Source organism: Massilia sp. FBCC-B171 (assembly GCF_059134155.1).
In genome coordinates this window covers 818209-835585 of the sequence record NZ_CP101443.1, presented here as the reverse complement: position 1 = coordinate 835585, position 17377 = coordinate 818209, and the positions used below count along the sequence as shown (strand labels likewise).

Annotated in this window: 11 protein-coding genes and 1 tRNA gene; 10 read left to right on the top strand and 2 right to left on the bottom strand. The window is 62.8% G+C overall.

The window, feature by feature from the left end; all coding sequences use genetic code 11:
- Positions 1-3: 3 nt before the first annotated feature.
- The 10 genes from NMB41_RS03885 to NMB41_RS03840 all read left to right on the top strand — a co-directional run bounded on the left by NMB41_RS03885 (position 4) and on the right by NMB41_RS03840 (position 14640).
- Complete coding sequence (locus NMB41_RS03885; RefSeq protein WP_494381170.1) at positions 4-4404, top strand: RHS repeat-associated core domain-containing protein; 4401 nt, start codon at positions 4-6, stop codon at positions 4402-4404.
- 2 nt (positions 4405-4406) lie between these two features.
- A complete protein-coding gene (locus NMB41_RS03880; protein WP_494381169.1) occupies positions 4407-5030 on the top strand; it encodes a hypothetical protein in 624 nt (207 codons plus the stop codon).
- Positions 5012-5674 carry a hypothetical protein gene (locus NMB41_RS03875; protein ID WP_494381168.1) on the top strand — a complete coding sequence of 221 codons (663 nt, stop codon included), beginning with the start codon at positions 5012-5014 and terminating at the stop codon, positions 5672-5674. The genes NMB41_RS03880 and NMB41_RS03875 overlap by 19 nt, the downstream gene beginning before the upstream one ends.
- A 422-nt stretch (positions 5675-6096) precedes the next feature.
- Positions 6097-8358: a formate C-acetyltransferase gene (gene pflB, locus NMB41_RS03870; RefSeq protein ID WP_494381167.1), complete on the top strand. Its 2262-nt coding sequence runs from the start codon at positions 6097-6099 to the stop codon at positions 8356-8358.
- A gap of 9 nt (positions 8359-8367) precedes the next feature.
- Positions 8368-9231 carry a pyruvate formate-lyase-activating protein gene (pflA, locus tag NMB41_RS03865; RefSeq protein WP_494381166.1) on the top strand — a complete coding sequence of 288 codons (864 nt, stop codon included), beginning with the start codon at positions 8368-8370 and terminating at the stop codon, positions 9229-9231.
- A 55-nt stretch (positions 9232-9286) separates the two neighbouring features.
- Positions 9287-10867, top strand: coding sequence for an aspartate:alanine exchanger family transporter (locus NMB41_RS03860; RefSeq protein ID WP_494381165.1), 1581 nt, complete (start codon positions 9287-9289; stop codon positions 10865-10867).
- Complete coding sequence (locus NMB41_RS03855) at positions 10864-11748, top strand: formate/nitrite transporter family protein (RefSeq protein ID WP_494381164.1); 885 nt, start codon at positions 10864-10866, stop codon at positions 11746-11748. The genes NMB41_RS03860 and NMB41_RS03855 overlap by 4 nt, the downstream gene beginning before the upstream one ends.
- A 288-nt stretch (positions 11749-12036) precedes the next feature.
- Positions 12037-13578 (top strand): pilus assembly protein TadG-related protein, encoded by a 1542-nt coding sequence (locus tag NMB41_RS03850; RefSeq protein WP_494381163.1) that lies wholly within the window; start codon positions 12037-12039, stop codon positions 13576-13578.
- Positions 13575-14054, top strand: coding sequence for a TadE/TadG family type IV pilus assembly protein (locus tag NMB41_RS03845; protein WP_494381162.1), 480 nt, complete (start codon positions 13575-13577; stop codon positions 14052-14054). Before NMB41_RS03850 ends, NMB41_RS03845 begins: the two co-directional genes overlap by 4 nt.
- A gap of 67 nt (positions 14055-14121) precedes the next feature.
- Positions 14122-14640 (top strand): TadE family protein, encoded by a 519-nt coding sequence (locus tag NMB41_RS03840; RefSeq protein WP_494381161.1) that lies wholly within the window; start codon positions 14122-14124, stop codon positions 14638-14640.
- Between the two features lie 76 nt (positions 14641-14716).
- Here NMB41_RS03840 and NMB41_RS03835 read toward each other — a convergent pair.
- Both NMB41_RS03835 and rpoD read right to left on the bottom strand, forming a co-directional pair.
- A tRNA-Ile gene (locus NMB41_RS03835) sits at positions 14717-14795 on the bottom strand.
- A gap of 119 nt (positions 14796-14914) precedes the next feature.
- A complete protein-coding gene (rpoD, locus tag NMB41_RS03830) occupies positions 14915-17137 on the bottom strand; it encodes an RNA polymerase sigma factor RpoD (protein WP_494381160.1) in 2223 nt (740 codons plus the stop codon).
- Positions 17138-17377: the final 240 nt, after the last annotated feature.

The following is a 17377-nucleotide window of genomic DNA, read 5'->3' as shown; positions in this document are numbered from 1 at the left end:
ACCGTGACGGATCCGCAGGGACGGCGCCTGCGCCTGCACTACCCCGACAAGCGCGACGCCAGCGGCCGCTTCCATGGGGTACAGGCCATCGACAGCCCGGTCGGCCGCTTCGCCTACCGCTACGGCAGCCCCATGCCGAAAGGCGCGGACGCCGACAACGCCCTGCTGCTCGCCAACCTGCGCAAGGTCAGCATGCCGACCGGCGCAAGGACTTACCACTATGAAGACGCACGCTTTCCCACACTGCTCACCGGCATCAGCGAGCTCGCTGGCGGCGCCGTCGCGCCGGTGCGCTGGCAGCGCATTGCCACATATGGGTACGATGCGAACGGCAAGGGCACGCTTTCCGTCAGGGGGATGCCGGCCACCGGCCTGGACCAGGTCACCCTGGATCACAGCCGCCCGGGGGCAACGGTCGTCACCAACAGCCGCAGCCAGCAGACCGTGTTTCGCCACACCGTCACCCTGGCCGGCTACCGCCTGCTGGAGGTGCGCGGTGCCGGCTGTGCCGGATGCGGCGAAACGAACGTCCGCCATGACTACGACCGCGATGGTCGCCTGACAGGCACCACCAGACTCGATGCGAACGGGCAGCCTGTCGCGTCCACCGAGGCCGTGCTCGACCATCTCGGACGCACGTTGCGCCTGACCCGCAGCAACTACCTGAACGGCAAACGGGTGTCCTCGCACTGGCAGCGCCGCTTCGAATACGCCGGCACGAGCACGCAGCCGTCCCTGATCGGCCGCCCCAGCGTAGTCCCCGGCAAGGAGCACCTGACCCTGGTGCGCTATGGCGAAACGGGTCCTGCTGCCGGTTTGCCGGTCGACGTCACGGAACGCGGCTTTGCGCCTTCGCCCGAGCCGGGCGGCTTCGTGGCGATTGCGCGCACGTTCTCGTACCGCTACAACGAATATGGCCAGCAAACGCTGGCAGACGGCCCCCTGCCGAACGCCGCGCACGGCGCCGGCCCTGTCAACAGCGACATCACGCTCACGCAATACGATCCGAAAACCAAGCTGGCGGTACGCACCACGCTGCCGGGCGGCGTGACGACGGAGGTCCTGGAACGCGACGCGGCGCTGCGTCCGACAGTCGTGCGTACCAGCGACGGGACGCTGGTGCGCACCACGGCGCTCAGGTACGACTGGCGCGGCCAGCCGGAAGAGATCCGCGTCGCCCATGGCACCGGCGCGACGGCGACGGCCCAGGTGACCGGCTACCGCTTCGACGTCGATGGACGCCTGGCTGCGCTGATCCGGCCCGACGGCAACACGGTAAAGCCGGAGCAAACGGACTATCCAGGCCCTGCGCTACAGGCCGCCGCCGAGGGGCGCATCGGGTTCGACGACCTGAACCGTCCCGTCGCCTGGTCCGACGCGCATGGCGCAAAGGTCTTGCATGCCGCCTGGGGACCGATGGGGACCGCCGCCGAAGCGATGATCCAGTCCCTCAGCGCCAACGGGGTCGAGGCGATACGCCTGATAGACGATTTCGGACGGGTCACCGCCATTCGCAACCCGGGCCAGGGCTGGCAACTCGCACGCTACGACGCGGCCGGCCGCATCACCGAGCTGCGCGACCCGCGCGGCGCCCTGCAAAAGGCCAGTTGGGACAGCGCCGGGCGCCTGCAGGCGCTGCAGCACTTCCCGCCAGGCACGGCGGCGCCCAAACAATCGCTGGCCTATCGCTACCAGGGCATGCATCTGGTCGAGCAACGGATCGACGACGCCGATGGCAGGCGCGTCACCGCGACGGCCTACGACGGCCGTGGCCTGATGGTCAGCCGGACCCTGCGCGTCGAGCCGGCCGGGAAGCTGGCGCTTGCCATGCCCGCGGCGATCGTCATGACGCAAGCGTGGCGCCATGACGCCCGGGGCCGCGTGATCGCGCAAGTTTATACGGATCACCACGGCAAGCGGCTCGAACTGCGCCAGCAGCTCGACAAGAAGGGCATGCCCATTGGCCTGGCCACCGCCGGCGCCCTACCCGCCAGCCTGGGCGGCGGCAACACGGTGATCGGCAATGTGGAATGGCAGCAGGATTTTGCAACGCGGGTCGTGCACGGCGACGGCAGCAGCGATCGCTTCGATCCGGCGCCGCGGCAGGAGGCAAGCCCGCTGCAGGAAACCGGCCCCTTGCATACGGTCGCGGCCGCAGGCGCAGGCCATGCCTTGCCGGGCTCGCCAGGCGGCGATACCGACGCGGCCGGCCTGCCGGCCGGCATCGATACCGACCAGGGACCGCAGCGCCTGTCCTGGAACGCGGCCGGCCAGCTCGCACGAAGCGCCAGGGCCACCGGCAGCAGCCGCTACGTATACGACGCGCAGGGCCAGCGCGTGGTGAAGCTGGTCACGGATGCGCAGAATACAACCAGCGCGCTGCTCTCGTTCTACGACGCCAACCGCCTCGTCGCCGAAGCCGACGCCAGCGGGGCCATGCGTTACGCGTATGCCTATCTCGGCTGGCGGCCACTGGCCCAGTTCGACCTGGGCGAGGCGTCCTTGTGGCAGCGCTTCAGGACCTGGCTGTTCGGCGCGCCGGCGCGCGCCCTGCACACGGACCGGGTCGGCAAGGTGCTGAGCATGTCGGAGCACGGCAAGACGGTCTGGCAGCAACCCCAGGCTGCCGGCGGCATGGTGAAGGTGTCTCTGCAGGCCAGCATGGGGCGGCACCAGCCCTTGCGCCATGTCGGCCAGTACCACGACGACGACAGCGGCCTGGTCTACCACGGCGCGCGCTATTTCGACCCGGCACGCGGCCGCTTCCTCAGCCCCGATCCGGTCGGCGTCGGCGACGCGCTGAGCGGCCTGGCGGCGCCCCTGCTACTGGACCTGTATGCCTACGCGGGCGGCCAGCCGGACGAATACTTCGACCCCGACGGCGCCGCGCGCATCCGTTATTTCGCCATCACGACGGGTGCCAACGGCCAGGCGCTCGGTACCAACCAGGGATTTACCAAGGCGCGCTGGGCCTTCATTGTCGACAACATCGCCGCCGGTCCTGGCCTCAATCCGCTGGGGCAAACCCGCAACACCTATGCCACCAACCGCACCGCCTTGCTGGTCGATACTGGTGGCAATTTCAATGCAGCGAACCCGGCGCAGACATGGACCGGCGCCGGCCAGGAAAGCGCCTTCCTGAACCATTACGGCAGCAATCTCATCAGCCTGGCCGAGTTCACGGTCGAGATGAGCGACGACGATGCGGCTACCTTGATCGCCACCTACATTGCCGCCGACCGTACCCGCCTCTTCAGCAACCGCTGCCCGGCGCGCAATCCCCTGCTGCCAGCGATCCGCTTCGCACCCGGCGAAGCGGACATCAACGTCACGCGCCAGGTGGAGCCTGCTATTGCCGGCATGACGGGCAACCAGGCCAACGTGCAGCGTGTCCTTAATTGCAACCGGCCGACCACGGTGCCCGTTACCTACGCCAGCGATGCGGAACGCCGGCGCGTCGTGAAGTATGAAGCCGCGGCCGAGATGCAGGAGTCGCCAGCGCCTTCGGCCATCTACCGGGACTGCAGCACGAACAATGGCTGCCGCAGTGCAACCGACATTACGCTGAACGGGCATTCGTATTACGCCAGTTACGGACGCACCCAGTTCGTAAGCGAGACCTTCTTGAGTCATCTGAACAGGCTCATACCCACGCTTCGTCCCGACGAGTTGGCGGCGCTACGCCTGAACACCGCGGTGCGGCTGCCGGATGGCAATATGGGAACAATGGCGCAAATGGTGGTGCTGGCCAGGAACCGCGCCACTGCTGCCGCTAACGCGTTCAGCAATTTTCGCAGCACTTTCGGGACAGGCTTGACCACGGCGCAGGCAACTGCCGCGTGGAACAGCCTGACTGCCGCGGAACGCAGCAGGTTTACCCGCAATACCGGGTTTGGACTGACGGAGTTCATCGACATGCTTGCGTTCGTACCACGCGGTCGGGCGCGAACTGAGGAAGAGGCAAAAAATGCGTTCGGATCAGAAGCAGCAAGGCGTATCCCCGATGGCACTGGCGCCATGACCTTCGGCGATTGGTTGATGTGGTTGTACCAGAGCCAGGATCCCTATAATTTTGTGTCGAAGCGCTTCCTGCAGAGCAATCTGAACTCTATCCTGAACGCGCCCGCCATCAATGCTCGTTTTGTCAACAACGAGACGGCCGGAACCGCGGCATACAGAGCGCGCCAGCGCGTGATCGAGGATGAGCTAGCGAGGCGCACAGCCATTATTCACAATAGGGGTAGCGGTGGCACGTCTGTGACCATCAACGTGCCTCAATATGTGGATGACTACGTGGACGAATTCGTTCGCACGGCCGGCCGCGGTGACTGGCGTTCGCTGCGCTGTTCTGACGAGTTGCGCGATACGAATGGCCTGCAAATGGAAACACTGAATCTGAGGTAAATATGAAGCTTTTTCCAGCAGTAGTTCTCGTCTTTGGACTCACGTTCTCGGTGTCTGTATCCGTGCTGGCCGTGCCCCCGTCTGCCATCGGCCTGCGGCCGGATGCGCCGCAATGCAAGATGCCAAAAGCAAAAATGCCCAAACTCGGCGTCGATTTTGCGAACGATATGCCGACCGAGATCAAGGCTGATTTCAATGGTGATGGTTGGTGCGATTACGCGTTAGGCGTCCCTTATCCCCTCAATTCAAAAATGAAAGGGTATTACTTGAACCAACTTATGGTGCTGGGACAGGCCAGCACCTGGAAGCCGGTGTTCAACGGGAAGAAGGGATGGGAATTGGAGAAAGTCGGATACGAAAATCAGGTCTGGCCCGCATTCCAAGTCGACCTGACCGATATACGGCTGGTATTTCCGAAGCAGCCGGGCGCGCCGTTTGTCCTCGGTTTGTTCGCTGGGTACGACGACGGAAAACGTACGCTGAGCGATGGTTGCCAGCAGTACAGCTCCGTGTACCGCTGGGACGAAGCGGCTGGCACCTTCAAGAAGAGCGATGATGCGACGCGCGATGCGGTCCTGGAATACTTCTATTCAGTGATCGAAAAACCATGCAGCGTACGGAAGTAAGCCAGCCTTTTCGCGCCGCCCGCCTCCGGCAGGCCTTATTTCTCGCCGTTGGGTTGTCGCTGTTGGCTTCGGCATCCGTGCATGCCGCCCCGCCTTCCGTTACTCACCTGCGACCCGATGTGCCACATTGCAGAATGCCGAAAGCAAAGCAGCCCAGGCTCGGCGTCGATTTTGCGCGCGACATTCCAACCGAGATCCGAGCTGATTTCAATGGCGATGGCTGGTGCGACTACGCATTGGCCGTACCATATCCACTTAATTCGCAGATGAATTCATATGGCCTGGACCAACTGCTGGCGCTCGGACAGGCAAATGGCTGGAAGCCGGTATTCAACGGAAAAAAGGGATGGGAACTGGACGCGAACGGATATGAACATCGGACCTGGCCAACCGATCGCGTCGACCTGACCGATATCCGTCTGCTCTTCCCTAAGCAAAGAGGCGCGCCATTTGTCCTGGGGCTGTATGCGGGAGATCCTGACGACGGGAAACGCAACATGGGGAAACGCTGCTATCAGTATCAGGCTGTACATCGCTGGGACGACACGGTTGGCGCCTTCAAGAGGAGCGACGACGCAACGCGCGATGCGGTCCTGAACTACTTCTATTCAGTGATCGAAAAACCGTGCAGCGTACGGAAGTAAGCCTGTCGTTTCGGGCTGCCCGCATTTGGGAACGCGCTGGGCCGCGCCACTGCTTGACACCTGATCAGGCCAGCTACAGGCACTTCCCGGCCTCAACCGCGACGGCGCCCCGCCCCCGGAACCTACGACCAAAGTCCAATAGACCCAGCAAAATCCCCGGCCTACGCTAGGTTCGGGTTTGGCCGCTTGCCACCTTGCCTTGTTCCGCGACGCTCGAAGCAGCACGGGTTTCGGCGCGTCGTCAACTGTCCGGCGCTCCCCGGTGCGCATGCATCGTCGCGGCAATGAACTTGACGGCCCACGTCGCTATGCCCCTCCGCATCCCCTGATCGCTGAGCTGCACGAACGCATGCCGAGAAAGCGCTTGCGCCGTGGGCAGCTGCCGGGCGACTTTCCACGATCAGGAGACAAGGGAGAACACCATGGACGTCAAGGTCGATTTCAAGCTGCAGCACCAGAAAACCTCGGGGGCCTGGCGCATGTTCCTGCCAGGCGTCTGGCAAGACCGCATCAACCTGCGCGATTTCATCCAGCACAACTACACACCCTTTGAGGGGGACGGCAGCTTCCTGGCCGGCCCCACCGAACGCACCACGGCCATGTGGAAGAAGCTCGAGCCGCTGCTTGCCGAGGAACGTGAAAAAGGCGTTCTCGACGTCTCGCAGGTGCCCTCGAGCATCCTGGCGCACGCGCCGGGCTACATCGACAAGGACAACGAGATCATCGTCGGTTTGCAGACCGAGGCGCCGCCCAAGTGTGCCATCATGCCCTTCGGCGGCTGGCGCGTGGTCGAGGCCGGCCTGAAAGCCTATGGCTACACGCCCGACCCGCTGCTGTCCGAGATCTTCACCAAATACCGCAAGACCCACAACGACGGCGTGTTCGACGCCTACACGCCGGCGATCCGGCGCGCCCGCTCCTCGCACATCGTCACCGGCTTGCCGGATGCCTACGGGCGCGGCCGCATCATCGGCGACTACCGCCGGGTGGCGCTGTACGGCGTCGACTTCCTGATCAAGGACAAGGAGCGCGAAAAGGCCGAACTCGACGACCGCCACTCAACCGAGGAGGTGATCCGCCTGCGCGAGGAACTGTCGGAACAGATCCGCTCGCTCGAGGAACTCAAGGAGATGGCGCTGCGCTACGGCCACGACATTTCCGCGCCGGCCCAGAATGCACGCGAAGCCGTGCAGTGGACCTATTTCGGCTACCTGGGCGCGATCAAGCAGCAGAACGGCGCGGCAATGTCGGCCGGCCGGCTGTCGAGCTTCTTCGACATCTATTTCGAGCGCGACCTGCGCGACGGCACGCTCACCGAGCAGCAGGCCCAGGAGATCATCGACGACCTGGTCATCAAATGGCGCATCGTGCGTTTCCTGCGCGCGCCGGAATACAACGCGCTGTTCTCGGGCGACCCGGTATGGGTGACCGAGACCCTGGGCGGCATGGGCGAGGACGGCCGCACGCTGGTAACAAAAACGGCGTTTCGCATGCTGCAGACGCTGTACAACCTGGGCCCGGCGCCGGAGCCGAACCTGACCGTGTTCTGGTCGCTGCGCCTGCCCAAGGGCTTCAAGCAGTTTGCCGTCAAGACCTCGATCGACACCAGCGCGATCCAGTACGAGTCGGACGACCTGATGCGCCCGAAATGGGGCGACGACTGCGCCATTGCCTGCTGCGTGTCGGCCATGCGCATCGGCAAACAGATGCAGTTCTTCGGCGCCCGCGTCAACCTGCCCAAGACCATGCTGTACGCGCTCAACGGCGGACGCGACGAGCTGACCGGCGAGCAGATCGGGCCGGCGCTGGCCCCGATCACGGGCGACGTGCTCGATTACGACGAGGTCATGGACCGGCTGGACCCGATGCTGGACTGGCTGGCCGAGACCTATGTCAACGCGCTCAACGTCATCCACTACATGCATGACAAATACTGCTACGAAGCGATCGAAATGGCCCTGCACGACCGCGACGTGCTGCGCACGCTGGCCTGTGGGATTGCCGGCCTGTCGCACGCGGCCGACAGCCTGTCGGCCATCAAGTATGCCAAGGTACGCCCGGTCCGCGACGAGCGCGGGCTGATGGTCGATTTCGAGGTCGAGGGCGAGTTCCCCTGCTATGGCAACAACGACGGTCGCGCAGACGAGATCGCGACCATGCTGGTGACGACGATGATGAACAAGATCCGCAGCCACCCGACCTACCGCAATGCCGTGCATACCCAGTCGGTGCTGACCATCACCTCGAACGTCGTGTACGGCAAGGGCACCGGTACCACGCCGGACGGGCGCAAAAAGGGCGATCCGTTCGCGCCGGGCGCCAATCCGTCCAACGGGCGCGATACCCACGGCGTGATGGCCACCCTGATGTCGGTGGCGAAGATTCCCTACGACGATGCCGAGGACGGCATTTCGCTGACGCTGTCGGTGGTGCCGTCGGCGCTCGGGACTGAGGGCGAGCAGGTCGGTCGCGGGACCGATGCGCTGGACGCCTATTTCGGCAGCGGCGGCTTTCACATCAACGTCAACGTGCTCAATCGCGAAACGCTGCAGGACGCGATGGCGCATCCGGAAAAATATCCGCAGCTCACCGTCCGTGTGTCCGGCTATGCGGTCAACTTCATCAAGCTCACAAAGGAACAGCAGCTCGACGTGATCAACCGCACTTTCCACGGCACCATGTAGGAGGCAAGCATGAGCCACCACCACCAGTCGCTGTCAGGGAGCCGTTACGAGCTGCACCTGACCCGCGAAGGCGCGGACGAAGTCAAGGAACATCACTTCTACGATATCCAGCCGGGCGACCTCGAGGACGTGCAGGAGGGCGACGACATGATCGGTTACGTCCACTCCTGGGAAGTGGGGAGCACGGTGGACGGACCGGGCCTGCGCTTCGTCGCCTTCCTGTCCGGATGCCTGCTGCGCTGCCAGTACTGCCACAACCCGGATACCTGGCACAAGCTCAACGGCCGCCAGGTCACGGTCGAGCGCGCCACGCACGAGATCGGGAAGTACGCGCAAGTGCTCAAGGTCAGCCACGGCGGCATCACGCTGTCGGGCGGCGAGCCGATGGTGCAGAAGGCCTTCATGATGCAGATCTTCCGGCGCTGCAAGCAGCTGGGCCTGCATACCTGCGTCGACACGGCGGGCCGCCTGGGGGCCCGCCTCTCCGACGACGACCTGATGCAGATCGACCTGAACCTGCTGGACATCAAGTCCGGCGACCCGGCGATCTACGAGAAGGTGACCCGCCATCCGCTGCAGCCGACGCTCGACTATGCCAAACGGCTGTCCGACCTGGGGCGCCCGACCTGGGTGCGCTTCGTGCTCGCGCCGGGCCTGACCGACAGCTGGGACAACGTGGAAAAGGTGGCCGACATCGCCGCCGGGATCAAGTCGCTCGAGCGCGTCGAAATCCTGCGCTTTCACCAGATGGGCCGCGACAAGTGGCACAAGCTCGGCCTGGAATATTTGCTGGAAAACGTAGAACCGCCGGAGCCGGAGCTGACGGAGCGGGTGCGCGGGCAGTTCCGCAGCCGTGGGCTGACGGTTTATTGAGTGATTCAGGGCGCCCGATACAGGCAGAACCACACGCGCCCCTCGGGGGAAGATCATGGAATTCATCAAGAGCTTGCTAGAACAGCAGCCGTTGATGGCGCTGTTCCTCACCATTGCACTCGGCTACCTGGCCGGCGAAATCAACATCAAAGGATTTTCCCTGGGAGTGGGCGCGGTGCTCTTCGTCGCGCTCGCCATCGGCTGGTTCGCACCGAAGTCGGCGCCCTCGCCCATGGTCGGGACGCTGGGCCTGGCGATGTTCCTGTATGCCATCGGCATCCAGTACGGCAAGCAGTTTTTCATCGGCCTCTCCAGCATGAAGGGACTCAAGGCCAACATCATGGCGCTCACCGGGGTGCTGCTGTCAGGCGTGGTCAGCGTGCTGTTCATCCGCTACGTCACGGCCGGCCACGCGCTGGGCCTGTTCGCCGGCGCCGGCACCAGCACCGCCACCCTGCAGGCGGCCATCAGCACGCTCGGCAACAACGATGCGGCGGTGGGTTACTCGGTCGCTTATCCGTTCGGGGTGGCCGGCCCGATCCTGATCCTGTATCTCACCTTCATGTTCATGAAACCGAAGATCGAGCAAACCAGCGCCAACATGGAGCTGCTCGAGATCGCCCTGCGCAATCCCCAGCACATCGGCAGGAAGCTCGGTGAAGTGATGAGCGCCCTCCCGGCGGGCGTCCAGATCGTCTCGCTGCGCCACCAGCATCACAACCTGGTCGCCTCGCCCGACATCATCATCGGCGAGGACGACGTGGTGCTTGCCGTGGGCCCGGACCGGGAAACGCTCGACCGCGTACGCATCGACCTGGGTGAAGCGGCCCCGGGCCGCATCAGCGAGGACCGCAGCGAGCTCGACTACATCCGCCTGTTCGCCTCGAAGCCGTCGGTGGTGGGCCGCCGGCTCGGCGACCTCGAGCTGCCCGGTGGCGCGGGATCGCTGGTGGTGCACGTGCGGCGCGGCGACGCCGACCTGCTGGCCAGCCCGGACCTGGTGCTCGAAACCGGCGACCGGGTCGGGCTGTTTTCCGACCGCGGCCACTTCCCGGCGATGCGCAAGTATTTCGGCGACTCGATCAAGGCCATGGCCGAGTTCAGCTACATTTCGATCGGCTTCGGCATGGCGCTCGGCATCATCATCGGCCTGATCAGCATCACCATGCCGGGACTGGGCAAGGTCAGCTTCGGCCTGGCTGGGGTGCTGATCGCCGCCCTGGTGCTGGGCAAGCTACGCCGCACCGGCCCCGTGAACTGGACCATCCCGCTGTCGGCCAACCTGGTCATGCGCAACCTCGGGCTGACGCTGTTCCTGGCCCAGGTCGGCATGTCGGCCGGTCCCAAGTTCGCCGCGACGGTCTCGGCCACCGGCTTCCTGATGCTGGGCCTGGCCACCGTCGCCGTACTGGCGTTGGTGATGCCGGTCTTGCTGATGGGGCTGTTCATGTTCAAGATGCCCTACGACCAGGTGGCCGGCATCGTGGCCGGCGCTACCGGCAACCCGGCGATCCTCGCCTACGCCAACAAGCTGGCCCCGACCGACCAGCCGGACGTCGGCTACGCCATGATCTTCCCGGGCATGACCATCGTGAAGATCTTGTTCGTCAACATCGTTCCGGTGCTCATGCTATGAACGAGCGCAGCCAGCAGCCTGCCGGCGACGCCCCTCCCCGGAGCCCGGGAAGGCTGAAGGAAGACGCGGGTGGTGCGGAGCCATTGTTCGGCTTCGACGCGTTTTCGCCGCAGGAGGTCTCCGCCCTCGTCAGGAAAAGCGGGGTCAAGAAGGCGGGCCTGCCGCTGCTGCCGCAAATAATGCTCGCCATCCTGGGCGGCGCCTTCATCGGGCTGGGCGCGCTGTACTACGTCGTCGTCCGCTCCGATCCCACCCTCGGCTTCGCAGCCCGGCAGGTATTGGGCGGCGCCGTGTTCTGCCTCGGGATGATCATGGTCGTGGTCGCCGGCGCCGAACTCTTCACCGGCAATAACCTGCTGGTCATGGCGCGGGCACAGGGGCTGATCACGACAAGCCAGGTGTTGCGCAACTGGGCCATCGTCCTGTTCGGAAACCTGGTCGGCGCCGCCGGGCTCGCCGTGCTGGTCTACCTTGCCGATCACGCCACGCACAACGATGGCAAGGTCGGGCAGGCCTATCTGTCGATCGCCGCCGGCAAGGCGGCGCTGCCGTTCTGGACCGCGTTTTTCAAGGGCGTGCTGTGCAACGCATTGGTCTGCCTTGCAATATGGATGAGCATGGCGGGACGCAGCGTATTCGACAAGGTGGTAGTGCTCCTGTTTCCGATCTCGGCCTTCATTGCCGCAGGGTTCGAGCACAGCGTCGCCAATTTGTACTTCTTTTCGCTGGCGCTGCTGCTCGACCAGGGGCAGGACGCTGCGCTGGCGCTGGGAATGGCGCGCAACCTGGCGGCGGTGGTGCTGGGGAATGCTGTCGGGGGCGGCGTGCTGGTGGGGATGGTGTATTACCTGATTTACGTCAGGGGCTTGAAGCGGGTGTGAGCACCCGCGCTTCGCTCAACTGGGCTTACGCAGAAAATTCGCGTAAGCCCTTTCTTTTTTGGCTGGCCTTCCCGGCGCATTGGCTGCTCGCTGAGCGCGCGCGTCTGTTCCGAATGATGATTCCAATCAATGTTCCAAGACACTCTGATTGCAGTGCAATCTGCGGTCGTTCACACTCAGTCAGCACTGGTTTGGACGTTCAGCTTGTGCGTTTACAACCCGTCAGAGTTAATTTTCTCAAGCTAAAGCTACCGAGCATTTCAACGGTCTCAAGAATATGAGGCAAGCATGGCATCCCGGCAGAACGCATCTCGTGCACAGCGCCACGCTAACGCACATCCCCTGGCCAGCAAATCGCGCAAGGCGAAAAACAGGCGTCCCAGGCAGGGCGGTGCCTTTGCCGTGATGTTCGTTCCATTGCTGCTCGTGATGATAGGTTTCTGGGCCCTTGCCGTGGATATCGGGCAGATTTACAACCGCAAAGTCGACCTGAACGGCGTCGCCAAGGCGGCCGCGCTGGCAGCTGCCCGCGAGCTCGACGGCACTCCTGCGGGACTTGTGGCGGCGAAGAACGCAGCGAATGCTGCTGTAGCAAATCTGCGCTACCACAATTATGGTGGCGGCACCGCCTTTACCTGGAACGACAACGCCCTCACTTTCGGCACCAGCTCCTCGCGTAGCGGAACCTGGGTTGCAACGGCTGGTGCAGTCCAGGCGGCGGAGCTCTTTTTTGCGCGGGTGGATACTGCAGGTCTCGATCCAGCCATTGGCGAAGTCCGTACCTTTTTCATCAGGATCCTCGACGCCAATCTGGCGACCGTCAGGCTCAGCGACAGTGCGATCGCGGGAAGGACATCGGTGAAGGCGATGCCCATCGCGGTCTGCGCCATGTCCCCGGACGCCGCCGCAGCGCGTCCGGCGGGGCCTGTACTTTCCGAGCTGGTGCAATATGGATTTCGTCGCGGAATCAGCTACGACCTGATGAAGCTCAATCCAAATAGCACTACGCCGGCCCGTTTCGCAATCAACCCCGTCTCCGAACCCGGTGCAACCAGCCAAGCCTTGAACCTCCCAGCGCTTGCACCTTTCGTATGCAGTGGTTCCATGTGGGTCAGACGGATCACAGGCGGCGCACTCCACGTCTCCGAACTTCCAGGCGCATCCCCACTTGCAGCATTGCGTGCTGCGCTCAACACACGTTTTGACGCCTATGCAAATACCTCCTGCGACCCAAGCGGCAACGCCCCCGACATCAACATCAAATCGTACGCATACGATGAGGAGAACGTCGTCAAGTGGATGAATCCCAACACAGGGGCCGCCGCTGTGGCGGTGACGACAGAGCGCGGCAAGAGCGAGCCGGTCGTCGATTTGCCGACCCCACCAGTGTCACCTGGAGAGTACGGCCCTTTATGGGCATATGCGAAGGCCGTCAAGGCTCCCTCCCCGCTGACTGCGCCCGAGCCCGCCGGCGGCTATCCAACGTTTTCGCACACCGAATGGCCTTCTCTGTACCCGGCAGGTCCCACTTCGTCGACTTACCCGTCGTCGCCCCCGACGCCCTACCTTTCGGCTACCGCGGCCAGCGGTTATTACAAGTCTCCGAGCCCCGCAAACAAGCCCATGGCCGTCCCGTATCGGCGGGTATTGAACATCCCACTGCTTGCGTGCAGTCCGTCAGCGCCCTCAGGCGCGAACACACCGGCCACCGTGCTCGCAGTTGGGAAATTTTTCATGACCGTACCGGCGACGGATGAGAGTCTCGTCGGCGAATTCGCCGGATTAATTCCCCTGCAATCGTTGCCAGGCCACGTGGAGCTCTTCCCATGAACACATTCCCTTCTCCTGCAGTGCGCAGATCGACGAAGTACCAAGCCGGCGTCGCTGCGATCGAGTGCGCCCTGCTCCTGCCGATCCTCATCGCATTTCTGATGATGGGTTTTTTTATTGCAAGCATATTCTGGCATTACACGATGGCGCAGAAAGCGGCACAGGACGCTGCCCGCTACCTGTCGACCGTGTCCGTATCGGAAATGATGACGCCAGCCTCGGCCCTAGCGGCAGGGAATCTGGCCCAGGAGATCATTCGACGCGAAATCGCCGAGGCTTCACCGAGTTCCCAAATTGGGGGGCTCGAAACCTTCTGCGATACCTCGCACTGCGGTTTCAAGTTACCCGGCACGGTTCCCACAACCGTCCGCGTCAATTTTTCGATTTCGATGTTCGACCCCTTCGGCATCATCGACACTGGATGGTACGGCCTGCCGATCACCGCTAATTACACCATGCGCTATGTCGGCAACTAAGCTGTCGCGGCGCACCGCCTGGCGCCCAGTCAAGAAACAGGCAGGCACCGCTGCAGTCGAATTCGCAATGCTCGCGGTCATCTTTTTCATGTTTGTGTTCGGCATCATCGAACTGGCGCGCCTCCTGTTTGTCATTAACACCCTGCATGAGGTCACCCGCAGGACCGCCGCTGTGGCAGTCAACGTCTATCCGCGCGACACCGACGCCACCGCCCGGGTAAGGCAATACGGAATCCTACGCAGCTCGCCTGGAGAGCTCGTTCTGGGGAGTCCTGTTACGGACCAACATGTTCGCTTGGAATACCTGCGCTTTGACCTGGCCGTGATACCCGAGGCATTGTGGCCAAACGATGCAGCGGCGAACAGGCAGATCTGCATGAGCAATCCGCGCGCGCCTACCTGCATCCGCTTTGTTCAAGTCCGCATCTGCAACCCAGCCGAAACGGGCCAGTGCCAGACCGTGACCTCGAAGATGATGTTACCTTTCATCGATCTGCGCCTGCCCTTCCCCCGAGCGACAACCATTGTGCCAGCCCATTCTTTGGGATACGTTCCGGGAACCCTGCCGCCAGCCCCGGTACTTTAAGACGCAGTGCAGTCCGAGGACGGACACAAAAAGGGGTTACGGAACACCGTAACCCCTTCATTTTTGGCACAAATATTGGTAGGCCTCCCGTGAGTCGAACACGGCACCAACGGATTATGAGTCCGCTGCTCTAACCAAGCATGAGCTAGAGGCCCAGAAATCGGGACAGTGGCAAAATGACCTCGCCACCTGCTCCTGCGGTGCGGTACCGTGGAGCAGAGTGGCGAGAGGATATTGCTTTTACTGTAGCGCCGTCAAGCTTTAGCTGACCAGATCAGTTGCTGCCTTCGAGGAAGCTCTTGAGCTTGTCGGAGCGCGATGGATGGCGCAGCTTGCGCAGGGCCTTCGCTTCGATCTGGCGAATCCGTTCGCGGGTGACGTCGAATTGCTTGCCGACCTCTTCCAGCGTGTGGTCCGTGGACATCTCGATGCCGAAACGCATGCGCAGCACCTTCGCTTCGCGTGGAGTCAGCGAGTCCAGCACATCCTTGACCACGCCGCGCATCGAGGCGTGCAGGGCCGCGTCGGACGGGGCCAGCGTGTTGTTGTCCTCGATGAAGTCGCCCAGATGCGAATCGTCGTCGTCGCCGATCGGCGTTTCCATCGAGATCGGCTCTTTCGCGATCTTCATGATCTTCCGGATTTTGTCTTCCGGCATTTCCATCTTGATGGCCAGCGTTGCCGGATCCGGCTCGGCGCCCGTCTCTTGCAGGATCTGGCGCGAGATGCGGTTCATCTTGTTGATGGTCTCGATCATGTGCACCGGAATACGGATGGTGCGCGCCTGGTCGGCGATCGAGCGGGTGATGGCCTGGCGGATCCACCACGTCGCATAGGTCGAGAATTTGTAGCCGCGGCGGTATTCGAACTTGTCCACCGCCTTCATCAGACCGATGTTGCCTTCCTGGATCAGGTCGAGGAATTGCAGGCCGCGGTTGGTGTATTTTTTCGCGATCGAGATCACCAGGCGCAGGTTGGCCTCGGTCATTTCGCGCTTGGCCTTGCGCGCCTTCATTTCGCCGGCCGCCATCTGGCGGTTGATGTTGCGCAGGTCCGGCAGCGGCAGCACGACGCGCGCTTGCAGGTCGATCAGGCGTTGCTGCAGTTCCTTGATCGTCGGGATGTTGCGGCCCAGGATGGCGCTGTAGGCGTGGCCGGCGTTGACTTCGCCGTCGACCCATTCCAGGTTCGTCTCGTTGCCCGGGAAGACCTTGATGAAGTGGGCGCGCGGCATGCCGCAGCGGTTCACCGCAACGTCCAGGATCTGCTTTTCGATGTGGCGCACTTCGTCGACCTGGCCGCGCAGGGTGTCGCACAGCTTTTCGACGACTTTGGCCGTAAAGCGAATGCCGAGCAGTTCGTCGGAAATGGCTTCCTGCGCCTTGACATAGGCTTTCGAGCTGTAGCCGTCCTTTTCGTAGGCTTTGCGCATCTTGTCGAACTGCGACTCGATGGTGTTGAATTTGACCAGTGCAGCCTGTTTCAGCGCTTCGAGCTGCTCGGCGGAAAAGCCGGCGGCGCCTGGCGTAGCGGCGGCTTCTTCTTCCTCGCCCTCTTCTTCCGCTTCGGCTTCGTCGTCCTCGTCGTCGTCGTCGGAAGGCACGACAGCCGAAGGCGACGTTTCGACCGCGCCTTCTTCTTCGACCAGGCCGTCGACGATTTCGTCGATCTTGATTTCGTCGGCTTCGATGCGCTGGGCGGCGGAGATGATTTCGGCGATCGTGACCGGGCAAGCCGAGATGGCCTGGATCATGTCGCGCAGGCCGTCTTCGATGCGTTTGGCGATTTCGATTTCGCCTTCGCGGGTCAGCAGCTCGACCGAGCCCATTTCGCGCATGTACATGCGGACCGGGTCGGTGGTGCGGCCGAAGTCGGAGTCGACGGTCGAGAGCGCGGCTTCCGCGGCGGCCTCGGCTTCGTCATCGCTGGTGACGGTGGCGACGTTGTCGGACAGCAGCAGCGTTTCGGCATCGGGCGCGTGCTCGTACACGGCAATGCCCATGTCGTTGAAGGTGCCGATGATGCCTTCGATCGCTTCCGGATCGACGATGTTCTCAGGCAGGTGGTCGTTGATTTCCGCGTAGGTGAGGAAACCGCGTTCCTTGCCGTTCTTGATCAGCGTTTTCAGCTTCTGGCGGCGCAGCTCGATTTCTTCTTCGCTCGCTTCGGTGTCCGACGAGAACGCGTCTTTCAGCAGGGCTTTTTCTTTGGCCTTGCGGTCCTTGGCCTTGGCCTTGTCGACGGCTTTCAGTTCGGCGCGTTCGACGGCGTTGAGCGCGGCGACTTCGTCGTTCTCAGGCGTGAATTCTTTTGGTTTGCGACCGCGGCGCCCCGGCACTTTGACGGAAGGAAGCACGTAGCCGGACGTATCGATGGCTGCCAGGGTGGCGGCATCGGTAGTCTGGCTGACGACAGGGGCGGTGCCCGCTGTGCGAACATCGGCTTTGTCTTGTGCATTGTCTGCCTGGGCAGACGCTCTGGTGGGTTTGGCAGCCACTTTGGGTTCGGGTTTCTTGGTTGGCACAGGCGCTTTCGATGTCACAACGACTAACTTTACGATGGTTAAAGATAAAGTTTTGTTACCTTACATCACGCTGCAAACAGCGTACAACACTGCTGCGCTAACTGAAACTCCACACCCCTTTCGACACGAAATTCGTTTCAAAGGTTGCAATAGTTAGCGTTTTATTATAGCACGCACCCCTCTTTTTCCAAGTTGCACGGAGCCCACTTGTTG

Excerpts from the sequence above, each read along its gene's own strand:
- NMB41_RS03840 (WP_494381161.1), top strand. The coding sequence starts at position 14,122 with ATGCTCGCGGTCATCTTTTTCATGTTTGTGTTCGGCATCATCGAACTG.
- NMB41_RS03855 (WP_494381164.1), top strand. The coding sequence starts at position 10,864 with ATGAACGAGCGCAGCCAGCAGCCTGCCGGCGACGCCCCTCCCCGGAGC.
- NMB41_RS03845 (WP_494381162.1), top strand. The coding sequence starts at position 13,575 with ATGAACACATTCCCTTCTCCTGCAGTGCGCAGATCGACGAAGTACCAA.
- NMB41_RS03880 (WP_494381169.1), top strand. The coding sequence starts at position 4,407 with ATGAAGCTTTTTCCAGCAGTAGTTCTCGTCTTTGGACTCACGTTCTCG.
- pflB (WP_494381167.1), top strand. The coding sequence starts at position 6,097 with ATGGACGTCAAGGTCGATTTCAAGCTGCAGCACCAGAAAACCTCGGGG.
- NMB41_RS03860 (WP_494381165.1), top strand. The coding sequence starts at position 9,287 with ATGGAATTCATCAAGAGCTTGCTAGAACAGCAGCCGTTGATGGCGCTG.
- NMB41_RS03850 (WP_494381163.1), top strand. The coding sequence starts at position 12,037 with ATGGCATCCCGGCAGAACGCATCTCGTGCACAGCGCCACGCTAACGCA.
- pflA (WP_494381166.1), top strand. The coding sequence starts at position 8,368 with ATGAGCCACCACCACCAGTCGCTGTCAGGGAGCCGTTACGAGCTGCAC.
- NMB41_RS03875 (WP_494381168.1), top strand. The coding sequence starts at position 5,012 with ATGCAGCGTACGGAAGTAAGCCAGCCTTTTCGCGCCGCCCGCCTCCGG.